The organism is Comamonas testosteroni TK102 (genome assembly GCF_000739375.1).
Classification (GTDB): Bacteria; Pseudomonadota; Gammaproteobacteria; order Burkholderiales; family Burkholderiaceae_C; genus Comamonas; species Comamonas brasiliensis.
Genome location: NZ_CP006704.1, coordinates 4,633,704 through 4,652,660, shown reverse-complemented (window position 1 = coordinate 4,652,660; position 18,957 = coordinate 4,633,704). Strand labels below are relative to the sequence as shown.

General features: G+C 56.2%; 17 protein-coding genes, 1 tRNA gene and 4 pseudogenes. 10 read left to right on the top strand and 12 right to left on the bottom strand.

All coding sequences use genetic code 11. The annotated features are described in order from the left end of the window. Positions 1 to 159: 159 nt before the first annotated feature. From O987_RS21000 to O987_RS28920, 5 genes and pseudogenes are all read left to right on the top strand, one after another. Positions 160 to 1,233: pseudogene (locus tag O987_RS21000) on the top strand (IS3 family transposase). 615 nt (positions 1,234 to 1,848) lie between these two features. Beyond that, positions 1,849 to 2,826, top strand: coding sequence for a Bug family tripartite tricarboxylate transporter substrate binding protein (locus O987_RS20995; RefSeq protein WP_043374568.1), 978 nt, complete (start codon positions 1,849 to 1,851; stop codon positions 2,824 to 2,826). 24 nt (positions 2,827 to 2,850) lie between these two features. Next, a complete protein-coding gene (locus tag O987_RS20990) occupies positions 2,851 to 3,378 on the top strand; it encodes a cupin domain-containing protein (protein ID WP_043374566.1) in 528 nt (175 codons plus the stop codon). Between the two features lie 38 nt (positions 3,379 to 3,416). Continuing rightward, on the top strand, positions 3,417 to 4,289 hold the full coding sequence (locus O987_RS20985) for an amidohydrolase family protein (RefSeq protein ID WP_043376735.1): 873 nt from the start codon (positions 3,417 to 3,419) through the stop codon (positions 4,287 to 4,289). Between the two features lie 121 nt (positions 4,290 to 4,410). Further along, a pseudogene (locus O987_RS28920) lies at positions 4,411 to 5,300 on the top strand (IS3 family transposase); the annotation flags it as partial. A 2-nt stretch (positions 5,301 to 5,302) separates the two neighbouring features. On the opposite strand, the pseudogene O987_RS28410 reads toward O987_RS28920, so the two are convergent. Beyond that, positions 5,303 to 5,801: pseudogene (locus tag O987_RS28410) on the bottom strand (electron transfer flavoprotein subunit alpha/FixB family protein); the annotation flags it as partial. Between the two features lie 146 nt (positions 5,802 to 5,947). Here O987_RS28410 and O987_RS20970 point away from each other — a divergent pair. Beyond that, positions 5,948 to 6,379 (top strand): hypothetical protein, encoded by a 432-nt coding sequence (locus tag O987_RS20970; protein WP_229227501.1) that lies wholly within the window; start codon positions 5,948 to 5,950, stop codon positions 6,377 to 6,379. A gap of 1,178 nt (positions 6,380 to 7,557) precedes the next feature. On the opposite strand, the gene O987_RS20965 is transcribed toward O987_RS20970, so the two are convergent. Continuing rightward, positions 7,558 to 7,755 (bottom strand): hypothetical protein, encoded by a 198-nt coding sequence (locus tag O987_RS20965; RefSeq protein ID WP_003066295.1) that lies wholly within the window; start codon positions 7,753 to 7,755, stop codon positions 7,558 to 7,560. Between the two features lie 32 nt (positions 7,756 to 7,787). After that, the gene (locus O987_RS29275) at positions 7,788 to 7,925 is read right to left on the bottom strand and encodes a hypothetical protein (protein ID WP_003066298.1); all 138 of its coding nucleotides are present in this window, start codon (positions 7,923 to 7,925) and stop codon (positions 7,788 to 7,790) included. A 166-nt stretch (positions 7,926 to 8,091) separates the two neighbouring features. Between O987_RS29275 and O987_RS20960 the strand changes: the two genes are divergently transcribed. Beyond that, a complete protein-coding gene (locus O987_RS20960; protein WP_043374557.1) occupies positions 8,092 to 8,352 on the top strand; it encodes a hypothetical protein in 261 nt (86 codons plus the stop codon). A 35-nt stretch (positions 8,353 to 8,387) separates the two neighbouring features. On the opposite strand, the gene O987_RS20955 is transcribed toward O987_RS20960, so the two are convergent. From O987_RS20955 to O987_RS20925, 7 genes are all read right to left on the bottom strand, one after another. Next, positions 8,388 to 8,633: a hypothetical protein gene (locus O987_RS20955; RefSeq protein ID WP_223305745.1), complete on the bottom strand. Its 246-nt coding sequence runs from the start codon at positions 8,631 to 8,633 to the stop codon at positions 8,388 to 8,390. Positions 8,634 to 10,066: 1,433 nt separating this feature from the next. Continuing rightward, positions 10,067 to 10,744, bottom strand: coding sequence for a carboxymuconolactone decarboxylase family protein (locus tag O987_RS20950; protein WP_043376732.1), 678 nt, complete (start codon positions 10,742 to 10,744; stop codon positions 10,067 to 10,069). Between the two features lie 97 nt (positions 10,745 to 10,841). Then, the gene (locus tag O987_RS20945; protein WP_043374555.1) at positions 10,842 to 11,342 is read right to left on the bottom strand and encodes a cupin domain-containing protein; all 501 of its coding nucleotides are present in this window, start codon (positions 11,340 to 11,342) and stop codon (positions 10,842 to 10,844) included. 17 nt (positions 11,343 to 11,359) lie between these two features. Next, on the bottom strand, positions 11,360 to 12,130 hold the full coding sequence (locus tag O987_RS20940; protein WP_043374552.1) for an SDR family NAD(P)-dependent oxidoreductase: 771 nt from the start codon (positions 12,128 to 12,130) through the stop codon (positions 11,360 to 11,362). Positions 12,131 to 12,149: 19 nt separating this feature from the next. After that, on the bottom strand, positions 12,150 to 12,560 hold the full coding sequence (locus O987_RS20935; RefSeq protein ID WP_043374549.1) for a cupin domain-containing protein: 411 nt from the start codon (positions 12,558 to 12,560) through the stop codon (positions 12,150 to 12,152). Positions 12,561 to 12,601: 41 nt separating this feature from the next. Then, positions 12,602 to 12,958: a cyclophilin-like fold protein gene (locus tag O987_RS20930; protein WP_043374546.1), complete on the bottom strand. Its 357-nt coding sequence runs from the start codon at positions 12,956 to 12,958 to the stop codon at positions 12,602 to 12,604. Between the two features lie 56 nt (positions 12,959 to 13,014). Further along, on the bottom strand, positions 13,015 to 14,109 hold the full coding sequence (locus O987_RS20925) for an alpha/beta hydrolase (RefSeq protein WP_043376730.1): 1,095 nt from the start codon (positions 14,107 to 14,109) through the stop codon (positions 13,015 to 13,017). Positions 14,110 to 14,334: 225 nt separating this feature from the next. Here O987_RS20925 and O987_RS20920 point away from each other — a divergent pair, with 225 nt between their 5' ends. Both O987_RS20920 and O987_RS20915 read left to right on the top strand, forming a co-directional pair. After that, the gene (locus O987_RS20920) at positions 14,335 to 15,234 is read left to right on the top strand and encodes a LysR family transcriptional regulator (RefSeq protein ID WP_043374544.1); all 900 of its coding nucleotides are present in this window, start codon (positions 14,335 to 14,337) and stop codon (positions 15,232 to 15,234) included. A gap of 186 nt (positions 15,235 to 15,420) precedes the next feature. After that, complete coding sequence (locus O987_RS20915) at positions 15,421 to 16,161, top strand: SDR family oxidoreductase (RefSeq protein ID WP_043374542.1); 741 nt, start codon at positions 15,421 to 15,423, stop codon at positions 16,159 to 16,161. 389 nt (positions 16,162 to 16,550) lie between these two features. On the opposite strand, the gene O987_RS20910 is transcribed toward O987_RS20915, so the two are convergent. Continuing rightward, entirely contained in the window at positions 16,551 to 17,576 is a 1,026-nt protein-coding gene (locus O987_RS20910) for an IS110 family transposase (protein WP_043374539.1), read from the bottom strand. A 178-nt stretch (positions 17,577 to 17,754) separates the two neighbouring features. Here O987_RS20910 and O987_RS28400 point away from each other — a divergent pair. Continuing rightward, positions 17,755 to 18,477 (top strand): annotated as a pseudogene (locus O987_RS28400) (IS5 family transposase). Between the two features lie 191 nt (positions 18,478 to 18,668). On the opposite strand, the gene O987_RS20900 reads toward O987_RS28400, so the two are convergent. Continuing rightward, positions 18,669 to 18,758: transfer RNA gene (locus O987_RS20900), tRNA-Ser, on the bottom strand. Positions 18,759 to 18,957: the final 199 nt, after the last annotated feature.

Below are 18,957 nucleotides of genomic sequence, written 5' to 3'. Positions count from 1 at the left end.
CTTTCAATGCTTTGCGGCGTGTAACAGACGGTAGCGGTGGAATAGCTGTTCCAGAGGCTTTGTGTCGGAGAAATTCGGTACTTTTTAAGCACTTACCAATTGGACTGCCCCTAGGCAGAGAGAGAACCCTTTCTATCTTTTGAGCATAGGAGGTAGTCCATGAGTGCGCAGATGTTTACGCCGGAATTCAAGGAAGAAGCGGTCAAGCAAGTCGCTGAGAAGGGACTCTCGGTGGCTAAAGTCGCAGTCCGTTTAGGCGTGCCTACGCATACCTTGCATAAATGGGTCAGGCCCTTATCCCCAGCCACGAGCGAGCAGCAGTCCAAAGAGCTGCTCGAAGCCAAGAGCGAGATCCTGCGTTTGCGCAGTCAGATGCGACGCATCAAAGAAGAACGGGATATCTGAAAAAAGCCGTGCGGTACTTGGCCAGGGAGCCCGGGTGAAGTACCACTTCATCAACGAGCACCGCAGCCAACATGCCATTAGCTTGATGTGCAGATTGCTGCGAGTGCCTCGTGCAGGGGTCTATGCGTGGCTACACGATCTGGCCTCAATTCACGAACATGACGACAGACGCTTGCTCAAGCTGATCCGCCATTCACTTACGCCCGGCCACGGAGTCTACGGTGCTATCCGTGCGTTTGCGGATCTGCGCGAGGCCGTGGAGCGCTGCGGTAAGCATCTCGTTGCCCGCATCATGCGCAAGCAAAAGACCAAAGCGATATGGGGCTACAAGACTCCTGGCACATTCCAGGCCAGCCTTCCATCATTGCCTCCAACCACTTGCATTGGCAGTTCACCGAGGATGCCCCAGACAAAGCGTGCGTCACTGATATCACCGTGCATCTTGGGTCTGTGGTGGCTAGCTCCTGCTGGCGCAGTACGCACGTCTGGTGAAGCAAAGGAAACCCGGTGTTGCGACGACCGGTTGAATCCGCCCAGTACAGCAGCGATGACTTCAAGCGTTTCTGCCGAGCCCATGGCCTAGCGTCCAGCATGAGTCGCCGTGGCAACTGCTGGGACAACGCCGTCGTGGAGTCTTTCTTCAGCAGCCTGAAGAAGGAGCGCGTCCGCGAGCGTATTTACAAGACCCGGGACAAAACCTGGGCCGATGTATTCGACTATATCGAGGTGATCTACAACCGGTCATGCCGCCATAGCCATCTGGGTGGAATCAGCCCTGAGGCGTTTGAGCGCACCGGACTTGTGGCTGGGATTTGCCTACCTGAATAGAAGCAGTCCACCAAAGAGTGGCCGAGTATGTCTGCCTGCCTAGGGCAGTCCAAGATGATAGCGCTGAGGCGGTTACACAAAAAGTCACAGTCTGTCGTGAACTTCTAGAAGCGTTGGCCAATAACGCCAACAGGGTAGCACGCTAGGCCGAAAAGCTCGCAGTGGATGAGGTGATGTATTTAGCCTGAGCGATCCTGACGACCGGAACACAGCGGAACGTTTTCAGCACCATGTGCGAGCAGGCGTTGTCCTTGCAAGAAGGGGACAACGCCTTTGCGCGGTGCATTCCTGATGTGATCAGTGGGACGCTGTGATGACTTCACGTCGCACTGATTTTGCATTTCGATTCGTCTAGGGGTGGCAAGGTTGGGACGGTCTTCAACCTCAACATCAAATGGGTCTGTATGTCTCTAACTTAGTGTGAGACGTGCTGTGCGGCAGTGCGCTGCGTGTCATGGGAGTTAGTGCATGGAGCGGATGGCAGATTCCTTTTTTCGATACAGCGAATTGCCACTGCCACATTGCCGGGCGTGTGGCACCCGACCAGAATTGACTACTAAACAAATATCCGCAGTTCGTTGTTGCGGATATCGACAACCGTATAGGAGACTCTCCATGATGACCTCCCAGGCCGCAGCGGCCCTAGCCTTATCGTTAGTGTGGAGCTCTGTTCCGCTACAAGCGCAGGCACAAGCTTCGCGTGATTTTCCAAGTCGGCCTATCAGGATGGTTGTACCTTTCCCGGCTGGCGGTCCTACTGATTTGCTGGCCCGCGTCGTTGGGCAGCGTATGGGTGAATTGGTGCGCCAGCCGATCGTCGTTGACAACAAGCCAGGCGCAAATACCATCATCGGCGCTGACGTCGTTGCGAAGGCAGTGCCAGATGGATATACGCTGCTGATGGCTATCGACAATACGCTGGTGATGAATCAGTATCTCTACTCCAAGCTGCCCTACGATCCCATCAATGACTTCGAGCCAATAGGCAAAGTAGCCACCACGCCGTTGGTCGTTATGACCAATCAGGCAGGGCCTGATTCAATGCAAGTGCTGCTGTCACGAACCAAGGCTGACCCCACTGCAATTAGCTACGGTTTTGGAACTTTCACATCCCAGCTTTCTGGTGAACTCCTCAAGCGCGTGCTAGGAAAGGATGTGGTTTCTGCGTCCTACAAGGGCAGTGCTGGGACAACCCAAGGCCTACTTTCCAAGGACATCACCTTTACTATCGACGGAATCACGACGGCCATGCCCCATTTCGCGAAGGGCACGTTAAAGCCGTTGGCTCGTCTGAGCGCAAAACCCATCCCCTCGCTGCCGGCCGTGCCGTCTATGTCCGATGTGGGTATCAAGCTGCCCGATATCGATGTATGGATGGCGTTGCTGGCGCCAAAGGGAACTCCGGCCGCCGTGGTGGAAAAGCTTAACCAGGCGCTGATGCAGGCCCTTGCCTCGAAGGACGTACAGGAAAAGCTCCTGGGCGCTGGCCTGATGGCGGACGTCAGCTCGCCACAGGCGCTGCGAAGTTTTATGGCCTCGGAAGCGGCGCGCTGGCGTCCGGTCATCGCGGAAGCCGGCATCAGGATCGATTGAATCTCACCACGAAGGTATTTCACCATGAGCATCACCACCCCCCAGTCCCAAAGCTTCGCACCGATCGTCCATAGCGCCGCCGAATGGCGCGCGGAGATGGCTCGCCTTTCCAAGCCGGGCCAACCCAGCTTCTTTCATATCCGTGCCCAACTGCCGAAAGAGGGGCGGACTAATCAGGTGCTGGGCGCCTCGCGCTACATGAACGTGGTGCTTAAGACCTATGCCAGCGGGGGAGAGAACGAGATCCACGCCCATTCCAATGAAGACCATGTGTTCGTTGTCCTGCAGGGCGGCGCAGTGTTCCACGGGCCTAACGGCGAAACGCGTGAGGTCGGCAAGAACGACTGCGTTCTGCTGCCGGCCGGAGCTTTCTACTGGTTCCAGGCCAAAGAAGGCGAGGGTGCCCTAGTGATGCTGCGCATCGGCGCGCACATCGATCCCAGCAGCGACGTGCTCGCGCGCATCGACCTCGCAGGAAAGCCTTTCGACGGCTATTCGGAGAGGAACAAGGAGGTGCCGGTGGTGCTCCATGAGGACAAGGTCTTTGAGTGACCGCCCTCCTTCTAACAACGACTATGCAAGCGCCTGAGATGATTCCACTGTGCCAGCCTCCCTATCCTGTTGCTCGCAAGCCTCGGCTGATCTGCCCGCCGGGTACGGCGGACTGCCATGTGCATGTCTACGGTCCTGCCGAGCGCTATCCCGTCGCCCCAACGCGTGCTTTCGATGTGCCCGAGGCCCTGCCCAGCCAACTGCGGGCGCTGCACGACGTCCTGGGTGTCCAGCGCCTAGTCCTCGTGCAGCCCAGTGGCTACGGCACTGACAACCGGCGCCATCTGGATGCGATGGCCGATATGGGGCGGCCGACGCGCGCCATCGTCACGCTGCGTGCTGATGTGCCGGACGTCGAACTGGACCGTATGCATGAAGCTGGAGTGCGCGGCGTGCGCTACAACATTGGCCATGCTGGCGCAGTGCCAGTGTCCGAGATGCCCGTGCTTGCGGCACGCATAGCTCGCTTGGGCTGGCATGTCCAGCTACATGTCATGGATGACGAGGGGCGCGCCCCTCTTGCCGAGATGGAGTCGACGCTGCGCGAATTATCCACGGATGTCGTGATTGACCACATGGGCTCGCTCAGGCCAAGCGAGGGCCTGGGACAGCCCGGATTCCAGTCTTTGCTGAGGCTGGTCGATACAGGGCGTTGCTGGGTCAAACTTTCCTGCGGCTACCGCATGTCGGCCTTGCCGCCGCCCTACGAAGACATGCTGCCCTATGTGCAGGCGCTGCTGGCTGCCCGGCCAGACCGTCTGGTATGGGGCAGCGACTGGCCGCACGTTTCGTTCAAGGGCCGTATGCCCAATACAACGGACCTGCTGGACCAGATGCTGGCCTGGGTGCCCGAAGAGGCGCAGCGCCAGCGGATCTTGGTGCGCAACCCTGAGCTCCTCTACGGGTTCTGAGTAGTTCGGACTGTAGCCGCTGGTCTGAACTCTCATAAAACTACATGAGAGCCATATCCATGCTCTGACTTCGGGGGATGCAGATGAAATCTTGGATTACTGAGAATTAGTTCATGTATTCATACGAATCAGCGTGGTGGCGCTTTACATCAAGCTAGGCGAACGAGTCGCGGCAACCATCCCGCAGTTGGGCTATCCCACCAAGAATTCGCTCAAGGGCTGAAACCGCGAGTATGAGAAGGATTGGGACTTGAAGACCGCGGTTGTTCGGCCGCCGAAGTTTACCCGTTAGCAAAAAGGCTCGGGCGTTCGAGCACTATCTGACGCACGGGACTGCGTTGCATTCACCATCAAAGAGCCGGTTGCCCGGGACGGGCCTCTCTCCACGCTTGGGTTCAGTAGCTCAATCTCCGAACTAGGCCACGCGTGCTTGGTGCGTCTTTAAACGAGCAAAAGCACGCGGCGGTGCTTACGCAGTGCACGCGTCAAGGAAGCGCCCAAGCCATCGCTGACGACGTTGGCATGTGCCGAAAGACGCTGTACAACTGGCGCGATGAACTATTGGGGCCAGAGGCTCTCGCACCGATGAAACGCTTCAATGATTCTTCAACCGGTTCGGAGCTGCCCCAGCTGGAACAGCAACTCCAGACGCTACGCCGTGAAGTGAGACGATTGCAGTTGGAACAGGAGCTATTGAAGACGGCGAGTGAGCTCCTAAAAAAGAACCAGAGCATCGACCTTCATCTCCTGAGCAATCGTAAGAAGGCACTTCTGGTTGATGCCCTGCGCCATGCGTACTTGCTTGCTGAGTTGCTCGCCTCGCTAGTGCTGGCTCGCAGCTCGTACTTCTACCATCGAGCTCGGCTCAACGCAGGCGAGAAGTATGTCGCTGTGCGCCGAACGATCACCGACATCTTCGAACGCGACCATAGCTGCTATGTCTACCGTCGCATCCAGGCCTCACTGGTCAGGCAATGCGTGTGGATCTCGGAGAAGGTGGTTCGGCGCCTGTAGTTGATCGCCACGATCACCTTCGAGTCCTTCATACCCGCCAGATGCTGGATCGCACCCGAGATGCCACAGGCAATGTACAACTGAGGCGCCACGATCTTGCCCGTCTGGCCCACTTGCAGGTCGTTGGGCGCGTAGCCCGCATCGACAGCCGCACGGCTGACACCGATGACCGCAGCCAGCTTGTCGGCCAGGGGGGGTGATCACTTCGGTGAACTTCTCGGCCGAGCCCAGAGCACGGCCGTCGGAGACGATGATCTTTGCTGCCGTCAGTTCGGAACGGTCGCTCTTGGTCACTTCGCTGCCCACAAAGGAGCTCTTGCCGCTGTCGGCCACGGCAGCCGCCGTTTCCACCGCCGCAGAGCCGCCAGTGGCAGCCGCTGCGTTAAAGCCGGTGTTACGCACGGTGATGACCTTGACTGCATCGGCGGACTGTACGGTGGCAATGGCGTTGCCCGCGTAGATGGGGCGCTCAAAGGTGTCGGCAGAGTCGACCTTGGTAGGCTCCAAAAGAAATAGCCCGCTTATGATAGGCAATGGTTTTCCACTAAGAATTGAAATAATTCGACTTGCTAGGCTTTAGAGAATGTCTTGGGTGCTATCAAAATGAGATAGTTAAATCGCGTTTTAGTGAAGCGTTGCAAGCCATGAGAACTAAAGCTATTGCGGTTGGCGTCGCAGCAATTTGCGCTTCGTCATTTGCTTTGGAGTGCTTTGGGCAAAACTCCAATGTTGTCGCTGATGAAGTCAACAAAGCAGCCTCGGAGTCTTTGAAGACTTATCGACTACATGGTTTAGCCGGGTTGAAAGAGTCAGTGGCTGAATGCTGGCTACAGCCGCGTGATTTCTGCCTTTACTTGGACGTGGCAGCACAGCGCATTGCAGCGACTAGAGCCCGCAGAGATACTGCGCTTGACATGTATTTCTTCACATCAGCATCGCTGGAGCGTGCTCATGCATGGCTGTCGCCGAATGCTCGCGGCCCCGTGTCCAATATCCAGTACCTCTATGCCGTAGAGCAAATAATGGACAGCATCTTGAGCGCCCAGCAGGAAAAGGTGATCTACAGCGGTCAATAACTCTCGGCAGGAGCCTACTTCAATCGCTGCATGGCCTTTTCACCCAACCACTCGGCATGCTGAGGGAGAGGTGTTGCCAGCCAGCCGCAAATGATGAATTCGCGGTTAGCTTTGCGGGAGTTCTTCTCATTGAGTCACTTTCTTACTGTTGGCAGTGTCGCGAATGATCATGCTCTTGCGCATCGGGCCTCCATCAACAAAATAGCCCGCACTCATGCGATCTGTCAGATGAACTAGTTAGTCAAGAAGCGGTCCAAGATGAACTAGTTAGTCAAGAAGCGGTCCAACAAGAACTCACTCTGACTTTGGAGTGAGTAGCCTAGAGGCTTCACTTTCTTTGGGGGTGCCATGAAAGTGCTTATTGTGATTGCCGTCCTCGCCAGTGCGCTCACCGGCTGTGCAGTGATGCCGAAGCCTGAATTTGTCTCGATGGCTGATCAGCGATCTAGTTGTGCAATGGGATCCATGAACATGGGGGGCGACATTGGTCGATGGATGTATGGCCCTGATAGGCAGCCATGGACAGGTGGAGATGGTCCATTCTTTGTTCGCAGCAACATATAGCGCGGATTGATTCCTGTCCGAATCAAGCAGAACGAATGAGGCATGCATCGTCATGCAGGTGGTTTCTTGCTGACCTAATCCTTGTATGCAGTGCTTCGCCAAGGGGCGCGACTCATTTGCTTATGGCTCCTCTCTAACGCACTTCACGATACTCTCACTGACCCAAATAGCTTTCATCCCAGGACACTGCCAGGCACTAACGGCTGCCTTTTTGAAGGACGCAGCAGCTTTGTCGAGTCCCGTTCCTGATTCAGCTTTGCAGCCTGCCAAAACTAAGCAGGCCGCAAGGATCGCTAGGCAGCTCAGTATGAAGCCTCGAGCGAGGGCTAGGTTGCGCTTCCTGCATCGCCTCGACGGTAAGTGCTCAAGCTGGATTGGTGGCTTGGTCATAAGCCTTTGTCTCTTTTTAATTGGAGTGAACTCAATCGCATTCATTGCACACCTTGAGGCCTACCGCTCGCTAGTGGACGGCTGTAGTGCAGGTTCTCAGACAACGGGTTGAAAAATTGGGTTTGAATCAAGCTATTGCGCCGAATGCTTCAATGGCTATTGTCTATATTTTGGGTCGATGAAGAAGTAAGCACCTTCTTTGGTGAGGTCTTGTGGATGTCAAATTACGGGCTTTCCTTCAAACATTGCACAGTCTTGGCGTCCAGCCATTCGGCGTGCATGCCTGGGCAGGCGAATTCATCGCGCAGGCTCCGGGTAATACTTTGGGGTTCATCGGCTTGGGCATCAGGCGCGGCCAACCAGGCCGCGAGAAGTAGGGCGCCAACTATGACAAGCACAGAATCAACAATCGTCTTCAGCATGAGGATCTCCTTGTAGCTTCAAAGCTGAATGCTCAGAGGGGCCAGGCTTCTGGCGTGAGTGCGATCACCACGGCCGCGCCGACGAGGCAGAAGAGGCCGAAGACGGTGAGGCCCCATTGGGCGGCGAGCAGCAGCATTGTCGTCGGGGTATTAGTTCGTGATGAGTGCATGGAGTCTCCTGAGGGCAAAAAAAAGCCCGCGAGCAGTTGCTGCGGGCTTGAAGAAAAAGCCGGTGACCTTTCGGGTCTGCGTGGGGAATGGTTCAGAGATGGTGGGAAGAAATAAGCCCCATGCACGGCTGGAAACTAGAATGGGTCAACAGACTGGAGGTGCTTCATGACCCAGGAGGAATCTGGCGCATTCGCTGCGTTGTCCATGATCTTAACGGCAGTCGTCAAGGTGCTTCCACCAGAGACTGCGCATCAGGTGGCGAGAGAGCTGCGCGCTGCACAGCTGGATGCCAAGCATCAGGACGGGCCTGATAGAACGGACCCTGAATTCAGGCTTGGCCGCGATCACTTGGTGAATGCGTATCGCGAGCTTCTCAATAACGTGGCCGAGGGCAACGTCTACCTTGTCGGTGGTGTGAAGAAGTAAATCTGACTTGCCATCTGGCGTGACCACTGTCGCATCTAGCGGCACGAGACATTGCGCCAGGTGAATTTGCCGTCGTTGAAGAACTCAGTCCATACCGACATGATGGGCGCCTGGCGGTACGAGAACGTAATCTGGTTAGGAATCTTTGGCCCTAATGCAGCCAGCTGGCCGTTCTTGTCGAAGACTTTGACGATGTAAAGCGTGACGCCTCCGTCCTCATCGGTGTTCAGGACTACGCGGTAGTCCTTGGTGAAGAGATCCCAGTCAAAATGTTTCGTCACATATGTATGCATGCGTACATAGGCGCGGTTTGCGTGCTTGGCAGCAGGATTAACTTTCTTCATGAGGACACTCCCTACATCTCAGAGACTGGCCGCAGAACCTGCGAGCTGACGTTTCTTTGTGAGTCCGTCTTGTTGTAACTCGCAGATGTAAGCAGGTATGTAGGCGCTTACAGATTGAGCGATTGGATACCTTTGATTCAACTTGTGATATCTGTGGAACCTCAAACGGTGCACCCTCCCTTCGCGGTTGTCATCTTTCTTTGATGAGGTTGCCGAGCTAAATGGTGCGTGACTGCGTGTCTCAAAAAGAAAAGCCCGCGAGCAGGTGCTGCGGGCTTTGAATAGAGGGCCGATGACCTTTCGAGTCATGCCCAGGGAAAGATTGAGGGGGGGCCTAAGCTCGGCGTAATAGGTGGATTGAGTCGAATTCTGCATGACGCTTTTGAGGCAAACAAGACGAACTCGACTTACACCAAAGAGGGTAGAACCATCTGGCGTGACCACTGTCGTTCACGACGCGGAAGCCGCGCCGTGCTCCCAATAGCTGGTGGCTCAGGCGAATTCCTGCGATGTCATATCTGCTCGAGCAGTCACGCCGGATGGACCTGAACTCAGGATAAAAAAAGCCACCTTGTGGGTGGCGCAAGAGGCTCCACCTACGTCCTAATAGCTGGGCCCAACGCGAATGCTACTGGAATCGCGTCACTAGCTGCAGACTGTTGCTGCGTAATTCATTACGAGGTGTACGGACACGCAAATTCCCCTCACTGTTGTGGATCCTTTAGAGCCCAGCGGGTCGGCACATACATGAGCTTGCTGGCAGTTCATCGTGCAAGCGCATCAGTCTGGAGCAGTCCGCCTATAAGGCAGCATGCTAAAGAAATCGAAGACGTTTGGTTCAGCGGTGTGTTGGCTAGTCTTCGACGTTGCATATTTCGACGCACAGACGAACTTTGTGGCCGATGTTCGCACCACGTATGTCCCAAATAAAGTGAAGCACATCCTTTACACGTAGGAACTGTCCTGTCTGGGGCTCAGGGTGCCATCTGGCATTTCTAAATCCATTCCAACTCATCTTGTCTCCGATGGTGAAGGGTTGAAATGGTGTTGATGACTCAAGGTGGACGACCGGCTCGCTCTTAATTGAGTCCTGTGAAATTTCGAGGTGATAGGTAATGGGGCGTACCAGCATCTTTGCCTCAGCTTGGCTTGAAGTTTTCTCTACCTATGCTTGCATGAGTACTCCTAGTATGCAAATAGCAATTTCATTGATTCTTGCTTGGTGCACACATCGCAATCTGGCAAGTTACGCATAGCGCTGTGATTGGATTTGTCTCGCGCGCTGCGCAATTGACAGGATCATTACCACTCGTACAACCAAGACTGAGGCATCGCCCCTCCAACGCTGCGAAGGCTGGGTGGCACCATCATCATTTGCCCTTGACGGTTGCGAGGTGGCTATCTAACGCTAGTGTTGCCCTGCCGGCCATGTCTGCATCTGCACGAGAACACAGCACCTGAATGAGTTGGCGTAACTGACCAGCCGTCAGACCTACGTTCATGCTGATGCGCATGTGAGCTTGCAGCTGGGAATCTGTGCCCGGAAGAGCCGAGAGCATACCCACGGTCGCCAGTTCTCGACTCTGCCAATCCAGGTTGTCTCGCTCAAATATGTCACCGAACAGATGGGTGCGCAGGTATTCATTCGCCACGGGGGCGAAATCGAACAACGGCCCTTGCACCGCGCCGCCCGAGAGTTTGGTCTGATTGGCTGTGCCCACATCTAGCAGGGCGTCGCCCTTGGGAATTGTGCGGCTTGGTTCGCGGCCTGGGGCATCCTGGATGCCGCGTTGCTTTCGAACCTCCAGAACCTTCATCAGCTCGCCCAGTGCATTGAGGCTACGTGGAAAGCCTGCATAAGCGTAGAGCTGCACCAAGATTTCTCGGGTGTCGCTCACCGTCATGCCTGCATCCAGTCCCTGATGGAGAGAGGAGTTCAGCTTGGCCATGTCACCCGCTGCAGCGAACGCTGCAATCGGAACGATAGCTTGCTGGCGTGCAGTGAGCGTCTCTGAAACGCTAGAGGCGCTGGCTGTGTTTGGATTCATAGGTTGGCTCTCCTTGGCCTGCGCGACCTCAACGCCGATTGCCGCCACCCCAACGACCAACGTCAGTGCTGCTGTTTTCAGTTTGTCTTTTTGCGCTTTAATGGGCATGGTATTGCTCATCGGTGACCTTCTCCATCCAAGTGACGTTCTTACTATCCACCGTGCCAGTCACGGCCAAGTGAGTCATCGCGGTACTGGGCGCCGCGCCATGCCAGTGCTTGACGCCTGGCGGGCACCACACCACATCACCAGCACGGATGACCTGAACCGGTTTGCCCCATTCCTGGGTCAGTCCCACGCCCGAAATCACCACCAACTGCTGCCCTGCAGGGTGCGTATGCCAGGCCGAGCGTGCGCCAGGCTCGAAAGTGACAAGGCCACCAGAAGCATTGATGTTCTTGTCAGCAGGCCACACCGGGTCGATACGGGCACGGCCGGTGAAGAAATCGGCTGGCCCGGCTACAGAAGCTTGATCGCCAGAGCGTATGATCTTCTGAGCAGCTACAGATGCTTGCAACTGCGGTTCTACAGCGAAGGCCACGGGTGCAGCATGCGCGATGATCGCGTAAAGCAAGAGTCTCTTGAACTGATCTTTCATGTGATTTCCTCTTGATATTAGCGAGCCGTGTAACCGCCATCGACTGGCAATGCGACGCCGACGATAAAACTGGCGGCGCTACTACAAAGCCACAGCACCGCGTTGGCGATCTCCTGGGCTGTGCCCAGGCGGTTGATGGGGACGTCCTTCATCATTTCTTGCATGACTGCGGTTTCGCCTTGCAGCATCCCTGCCACCATGGGCGTCTCCACGATACCTGGACAGATGGCGTTGATACGAATGCCACGGGCGGCATATTCAAGGGCGGCACTCTTGGTCAGGCCAAGCACACCGTGCTTGGCCGCGTGGTAGGCGGCGCGACCTGGCACTCCCACAAGGCCACCTAGCGACGAGTTGTTGACAATTGCACCGCTGCCTTGCTTCCGCATCTGGATGAGCTGGTACTTCATGCACAACCACACACCACGCAGATTGATGCCATTGATGCGATCGAATACCTCACTCTCGACATCGGCAGTATCGACGGCTGGGCTTTGAATCCCCGCGTTGTTAAACGCCGCGTCAAGACGCCCGAAGGTGGATACCGTTTGCTCAACAAGCAATTTCACAAAGGTCTCATCGGACACATCACCCGCGATGCCGAGAACACGGTGGCCTGCAGCCTTCAGCTCTTCGATGGCGGCAGTCAGGGCATCGGCCCGTATGTCCGAAAGAACCACTGACGCGCCGGCCTCGGCGAATGCGCGCGCCGTAGCCAGCCCCATACCTGATGCGGCCCCCGTTATCAGTGCGACCTGACCTTTGCAGTTGTAGTTGACGTTGTGCATAGTGCTATTCCTGCTGACTTCAGGGCTTCGATGGGCCCACAAAATACTGTGCGTCGGTGACGTGCTCCAGCCACTCGACGTTTTTGCCATCGAGCGCTTCTTGGATGGCGATATGGGTCATGGCAGTGGTGGCAGAAGCTCCATGCCAGTGCTTGTGGCCCGGTGGACACCAGATCACATCACCTGCACGAATCTCAACGATGGACTCACCTTCGCACTGCGTCCAACCGCAGCCGGCGGTCACGATCAATGTTTGACCTAGCGGATGGGTGTGCCAGGCGGTGCGCGCCCCCGGCTCGAAGGTGACCGCCGCACACGAGACACGGGAAGGCGCCGGTGCGGCGTTCAGCGGGTCAATGCGGACCGTTCCGGTGAACCACTCGGCTGGACCTTTTACCGATGGCTGAGAGCCTGCGCGTTTGAGTTGCATGTCATTTCCTTTCGCTGTTGAAGGGCGGTTGCATAGGAGTGTCAGTCCTTGCGGACAATCTCGATAAGCGCCGTCAATGGCCCAGGGCCACGAAGCAAGCTCATGTCGCCCGTGATGTGGCCAAGCTTGACCAGGCCGTTGGCGTGGCCAAAGCCTTTGTAGAAGATGGCCAGGTTGCCCCAGGGGGCGTAGTAGGTGATATCGCCGATCGAAGGCGTCATACCCTTCGGTTCACCAGCAGTCGAAAGCTTGGCCGGCAGCGGTGCTATCTTCTCGGTGGCGGCATAGTCGTCCAGCGTTAGCGTCAGGGGAAGCAATGCCAGAAAATCACGTGCGGCCCCGCTATTGACCACGATCGCGGCAATAGGCTGTTCGTTGATGGTCAGTTGGATGTCCATGGCGGCTGCTCCTTCTTGGCGGGTATCTGTGCCGTCGGCCCGGCGACACCTTTGGCTTATTTCAGGTTGTCTGTGAAGAACGACGTCAGCTTGTCAAATGGGATGACGTCCAGGCGGTCGTAGAGGTCTGTGTGGGTGGCACCGGGGATGATCACCAGTTCCTTCGGTTCTGCAGCAGCTGCATAGGCCGTTTCGCTGAAGTAGCGCGAGTGAGCCTTTTCACCGTGGACGAGCAGTAGTGGACGCGGCGAGATTTCTGCGACGTAGGTGAGGATGGGCAGGTTCATGAACGACAGTGGCGTAGTGAGGGTCCACGATGCGTTCGAGTTAATGGCACGATGGTGGAAGCCGCGCTTCTTGTCCTTGTAGTAGGCTGCATACTCGACCACGAACTGCGACTCGCCGCCCTGTAGTTCGAGCGAGACCGGACCATAGGCTGGAGTTCCCTGTTCGGCGTCCGCCCAGCGTTGCTGGCTGAGTTGCTCCAGGGCTTTCGTGCGCTGCTCGGGCGTCGTGCTGTCAAAGTAGCCCTTAGACATGACGCGGGTCATGTCGTACATCGTGCTGGCGGCAACCGCCTTGATACGCTTGTCTACGGCGGCAGCGCCAAGAGCCATACCACCCCAGCCGCAGATACCCAGAATGCCAATTCGACCTCGGTCAACAACGGATTGCAGCCCCAGAAAATCAACGGCTGCGCTGAAGTCCTCAATGTTGATGTCAGGTGAGGCCACGTTGCGGGGCTCGCCGCCGCTCTCTCCAGTGAAGGAAGGATCGAATGCCAATGTGGCGAAGCCGCGCTCGGCCATCGTCTGCGCATACAGGCCAGATGACTGCTCTTTCACGGCGCCGAGCGGGCCGCTGACTGCGATAGCTGCGAGCTTGCCTTTGGTGCTCTTGGGCAGGTAAAGGTCTCCCACCAAAGTGAAGCCGTATCGGTTCTTAAAAGTCACCTTCTGGTGATCAACCTTGTCGCTCTTGGGGAAGGTCTTGTCCCATTCTTGCGTCAGTTGCATGTGATTTACCTCTTTGATGGTGTTGGGCGCTGCACTTGCTAGTCCAGGAATGCCTGCAAGCAAAACGGCAGACCCGGCGAGGGCTGCAGAGTGCATGAAGTTGCGACGGGCTACGGAGCGCTCGGCGGAACTCATTGAAGAAGGTTTGGCTACGGTTCCGTTGACCTGGATAGTCGATGACTGGTCCGTGTCGCTGACTGAATCGTTCATTTCGTGTTCCTTTGGCTAGGAGCGACCTCGACTTGGTTGCAAAGCAAGCCCAGGCCGTATCTCTCGCAAGTCCGTGCCTAAACTGTAAAGAACACAGTTATTTAGTACTAGACTGCATAATCCACATAAACATATGGCCAAATTCGATTAATGGACACTGAAAACCTCAATGACCTTTACGCCTTTCTGGCGGTGGCCCAGGAGCGCAGCTTTACCCGGGCTGCTGCACGTCTAGGCTTGTCTCAATCCACCCTAAGCCACACCGTCAGAGGACTAGAGATGAGGCTAGGTGTGCGACTGCTGACCCGCACAACCCGAAGCGTGGCTCCTACAGAGGCTGGGGAACAGTTGTTGCTGAGCGTGGGCCCAAAGCTGGAGGAAATCGCAGCCGACCTAGCAGCGGTACGTGAATACCGAGACAAGCCGACAGGAACCATTCGAATTACCGCGATTGATATCGTGGCGGATCGGCTCTTGTGGCCAAGGCTGTGTCCCTTGCTCAAGGACTATCCTGAACTTCGGATTGAGATCTCCACGGACTACAAGTTGGTGGACCTCGTGTCTGAAAGATTCGACGTTGGGGTTCGAATGGGGGACCAAGTGGCGCAGGATATGGTCGCTGTACGCATCGGGCCGGATACCCGTGCTGCTATTGCCGCATCACCTCAATACCTTGCTTCGCATGGAGTGCCACAGACTATCGATGACCTAGCTGGTCACCAAGGCATCACACTGCGGCTGAGCAGCGGCGCAATCTATGCCTGGGAACTAATCCAGGACGGAAGGGTTACACCAATCAAGGTGGACGGGCAAGTCACGTTCAGCGGCACGTACCAGATGATTCAGGCCGCAGTAGACGGGCTCGGACTGGTTTTTGCACCGGAGGATGTACTCAAGCCGCATGTTGATGCGGGTCGGCTGAACTTTGTGATGGAGGGTACTTGGCCGACCTGGCCAGGCTGGCATGTCTATTACCCGAGTAGACGGGAATCTTCTCGAGCGCTCAAACTGGTGATCGAAGCCTTGAGAGGGCCCGAGGCAGCAGCTTGACCTATTGACAATCGGACCAAGCCAGCACCAAGTACTGATATAAGAATCGCTGGTATCACAAGCGATTCATGCAGTATTTCAATAAGACCTTGCGGTGCTGGACGGCTAGTTCTATCGGCAGTCCGTCATTAATCTTCTGGTTAACCCTTGGTCACTCCCAAGGACTCACATCAGGAGAACAGAAACATGCAAGGCAAAGTCGTCATCATCACAGGTGCATCTTCAGGAATTGGCGCAGCGAGCGCAAAACTGTTGGCAGCGAAGGGGGCTAAGGTGGTCCTCGGCGCACGGCGCGAAGACAAGCTCCAGAAACTCACAGACGAGATCCGATCGTTAGGCGGCGAAGCGATTTACCAAGTGCTTGACGTCACCAAGCAAGCCGACAACGACGCCATCGTCAAACTGGCAAAAGACACCTTTGGCAAGATCGACGTCATCTTCCTCAATGCCGGTATCATGCCCAGTGCGCCGTTGTCGGCCATGAAAACCGATGATTGGCACGAAATGGTCGACATCAATATCAAAGGCGTCCTCAACGGCGTGGCAGCTGTGCTGCCGACGTTCACCGCACAGAAGTCAGGCCAGGTGATTGCGACCTCGTCTGTGGCAGGACTGAAGGCATATCCCGGTGCTGCGGTCTATGGTGGCACGAAGTGGTTTGTGCGTGAGTTCATGGAAGTCCTGCGCATCGAGTCGGCCATAGAGAAGAGCAACATTCGCACCGCCACTATCTATCCAGCAGCCATCAACACAGAGTTGTTGAACACGATCAGCGACCCGGTCACTTCGGCGGGGATGCACGCGCTGTACGAGGCGCATGGCATTTCACCTGATCGCATCGCCAGTGTCGTTGCCTTCGCCATTGAGCAACCGGCTGACACCAATGTCACCGAGTTCACCGTGGGCCCTACGACGCAGCCCTGGTAATTGGCTGTTTGCAGGCTGACGCTTGGACTTAAATAAAGGCGTTTTGCCATCTCTCGAGGCCGACGTTAGCGGGCTTCCGCTTTCAGCCTGAAGCGGAAATTTCACTTAGAGCCGCTTTTATATGGAAGCCTCCCGGATTGCAAGTAACCGTTGTGCGTGAAGAATCAGGAGGCAGGACTGCAGTCTTATATCCGGCCTGTTGTGCAGGCTGGTTGCCTGCTGGCCCTGATGGCATTCGCTAATGAGGCTCCCATCTAACACTCGAGCTGGATGCTCTTGGCTCTAATCGGAGTGTCCTCATCTCGGTCCGACCTGTCTGGCCCATCACACATTTGGGGTCGCTTGCTCTCCTTCAAAACGTCAAATTCGCAATGAATTCTTCGCGCTCTTCAGTGCGCCCCCTGCCAGGCTTGAGCACTCCACGCCTGCCCTTTGGCAAGCACAGCCCAGATGGTCCTGGCCAGCTTATTGGCAACTGCTGCAACCACTACGTTGTAGGGGCGGCGTTTGAGCAACGTCTGCAGCCACGGCCATGTGGACGCTTCGTGGCTTTTGAGCACAACAGATCTTGCCGCATGCATCAGCAGAGTTCGCAAATATGCGTCCCCACGTTTGCTGATGCCCATTTGCCGCACTCGACCACCGGTGCCGCTTTGGCGTGGCACCAATCCGACCCACGCTGAGAACTCTCTCGCGTCTTTAAACGCCTGGGCATTGCCCATGCTGGCAACAACTGCGGTTGCGGTGAGCAGGCCAATGCCAGGTATTTGAGCAATGCGCTGGCAAGCCGGGGACTCGCGCAGTTGCTGGGCGAGCCTGTGTTCGATCTGGTCGATATCCCGGCTCAGTTGATCAATGCGGCGCATCTGCTCGTTCAGGCTCTCCATCAACGTCGCTGGCAGGCGCTGAGCTGCATCAGCAAGCGCGTCTGGCAGTGCTTTGAGCAGCGCGCGATGACCTTCGGGTAGCACAAGGCCGAACTCATAGAGAATGCCTCGCAGTTCGTTGGTTTGCATGATGCGGCTCTTCATGAGCTGTGCTCGGATCCGATGCAACGACAACACGACCTGCTGCGCCTGGGTCTTCACTGGCACAAAGCGCATGCCCGGTTGGTGGCACGCTGTCCAGATCGCCTGAGCATCCGCGGCATCGGTCTTGTTGCGCTGAACGAACGGCCGGACCTTGCGCGGAGAGATCAGACGCACTTCGTGCCCCAATTGCGCCAAAGCGCGAGCCCACTCATGCGTGCCGCCGCAGGCCTCCATCACTACGAGCGATGGCGCGCGGGTGGCAAACCATTCGAGCAAGCGAGCCCGCTTGAGTTGTAGCCGTTCTATGCTGCCCGTGTCGTGCTCCACCCAATGCAACTGGAACACCTTCTTGGCGGTGTCAACCGCAATAACGGTATGGTCCATGACAGTCTCCTGTTCAGTAAGACTTCACACAGTGGCCCTGCTTGGCGCGGGGCACAAGCCTCTCAGGAGGGAGGCTTCCATACCATCTAACGCCACCTCTCTTTAAGATCAGCCAGAAGCATTTATGCTCCTGGCCCTCATGGCAAGACAACCCGTTAGCAAAGAACTGTAGCGACAGTTGTAGTCCCTGATCCCAGCCTTCACGCCTTCCGTCAAAGGTGGCGCACGTAAGCTTCACCGTGAGCGATGAAGCAGCGCTCAATGGCATTCTGTTCGTGCTGCAAACCGGCATCCCATGGGAAGACTTGCCTCAGTCCTTGGGTTACGGCAGTGGTATGACCTGCTGGCGGTGCTTGCGTGACTGGAATACCAATGGCGTCTGGCAGCGTTTGCACCAAGCCTTGCTGGTGCGTCTGCGCGAGCATGACCAGATTGATTGGAACCGAGCAAGCATAGCTGGCTCCACGGTGCCAAGCCCCCGGGTGACCAGGAAACAGGCCCTAACCCCACGGATCGAGGCAAGCTCGGCTGCAAACGGCACATCATCGTGGACGCCCGAGTTATTCCATTGGTGGGGCTGCTCAGTGGCGCCAATCGGTACGACCCCATGATGCTCGAAAGTGCATCGATGCACTCTCAGCAGTCAAGATGCGGAGTACGCCATATGCTGACCGCACCTGCGCAGCCATTGCATATCAAGCAGGACTGCTAGGCGGGGCATCGAAAACAGCAAACGCTTGGGTAAACCTCGGAGGGTAGAGGAGAGAAGCCATGCATGGTTTGGCGGCATTGGCAAGCTGCACATCCGCTTCGAACGTATGCTGAACATCCACCACGCACTGCACTGCTCATGCTGACCGCTGCCAACATTTGTTCGCGATTCGTCGAACGTTTGTGTTAGTCGGTCTTATTAACTGCAATCAATAGCTAGAAGCTGGAACGGTTACACGAAAAACAACGCACAGCTCTTTGTCGCGGTTGCTTCTCAACAAGTTTAACTGCAGCCAACATGCCATGGCATACCAGATGGCATACTGATGGTGGCTTAAAAAGAAAAAACCCTTGATAAATCAAGGGGTTAGCTTTTTGTTCTGGCGGAGGCTGTGAGATTCGAACTCACGGAAGGATCACTCCTTCGGCAGTTTTCAAGACTGCTGGTTTAAACCACTCACCCAAACCTCCGGATGGCAGGATTCTACACAAGGATTGCACGCTGTCCGGCATTGCGCGTATTTTGTCCTGTTCATGAAAACCATAGCGTGCCGCGCTTGCTGCATAGGGAGTGCCAGCCACTTTTCATCGCTTGACTTGGCGACGCTGGCAATGGTCACGGCCGGCGAACCAAGGGTCGTCGTGAAGGTTCGAGAGCAAAACAAAAACG

What these genes read in the sequence shown, in the direction of transcription:
- O987_RS20995 (WP_043374568.1), top strand. Translation starts at nt 1,849, where the DNA reads ATGATGACCTCCCAGGCCGCAGCGGCCCTAGCCTTATCGTTAGTGTGG.
- O987_RS20990 (WP_043374566.1), top strand. Translation starts at nt 2,851, where the DNA reads ATGAGCATCACCACCCCCCAGTCCCAAAGCTTCGCACCGATCGTCCAT.
- O987_RS20985 (WP_043376735.1), top strand. Translation starts at nt 3,417, where the DNA reads ATGATTCCACTGTGCCAGCCTCCCTATCCTGTTGCTCGCAAGCCTCGG.
- O987_RS20970 (WP_229227501.1), top strand. Translation starts at nt 5,948, where the DNA reads ATGAGAACTAAAGCTATTGCGGTTGGCGTCGCAGCAATTTGCGCTTCG.
- O987_RS20965 (WP_003066295.1), bottom strand. Translation starts at nt 7,755, where the DNA reads ATGCTGAAGACGATTGTTGATTCTGTGCTTGTCATAGTTGGCGCCCTA.
- O987_RS29275 (WP_003066298.1), bottom strand. Translation starts at nt 7,925, where the DNA reads ATGCACTCATCACGAACTAATACCCCGACGACAATGCTGCTGCTCGCC.
- O987_RS20960 (WP_043374557.1), top strand. Translation starts at nt 8,092, where the DNA reads ATGACCCAGGAGGAATCTGGCGCATTCGCTGCGTTGTCCATGATCTTA.
- O987_RS20950 (WP_043376732.1), bottom strand. Translation starts at nt 10,744, where the DNA reads ATGAATCCAAACACAGCCAGCGCCTCTAGCGTTTCAGAGACGCTCACT.
- O987_RS20945 (WP_043374555.1), bottom strand. Translation starts at nt 11,342, where the DNA reads ATGAAAGATCAGTTCAAGAGACTCTTGCTTTACGCGATCATCGCGCAT.
- O987_RS20940 (WP_043374552.1), bottom strand. Translation starts at nt 12,130, where the DNA reads ATGCACAACGTCAACTACAACTGCAAAGGTCAGGTCGCACTGATAACG.
- O987_RS20935 (WP_043374549.1), bottom strand. Translation starts at nt 12,560, where the DNA reads ATGCAACTCAAACGCGCAGGCTCTCAGCCATCGGTAAAAGGTCCAGCC.
- O987_RS20930 (WP_043374546.1), bottom strand. Translation starts at nt 12,958, where the DNA reads ATGGACATCCAACTGACCATCAACGAACAGCCTATTGCCGCGATCGTG.
- O987_RS20925 (WP_043376730.1), bottom strand. Translation starts at nt 14,109, where the DNA reads ATGAGTTCCGCCGAGCGCTCCGTAGCCCGTCGCAACTTCATGCACTCT.
- O987_RS20920 (WP_043374544.1), top strand. Translation starts at nt 14,335, where the DNA reads ATGGACACTGAAAACCTCAATGACCTTTACGCCTTTCTGGCGGTGGCC.
- O987_RS20915 (WP_043374542.1), top strand. Translation starts at nt 15,421, where the DNA reads ATGCAAGGCAAAGTCGTCATCATCACAGGTGCATCTTCAGGAATTGGC.
- O987_RS20910 (WP_043374539.1), bottom strand. Translation starts at nt 17,576, where the DNA reads ATGGACCATACCGTTATTGCGGTTGACACCGCCAAGAAGGTGTTCCAG.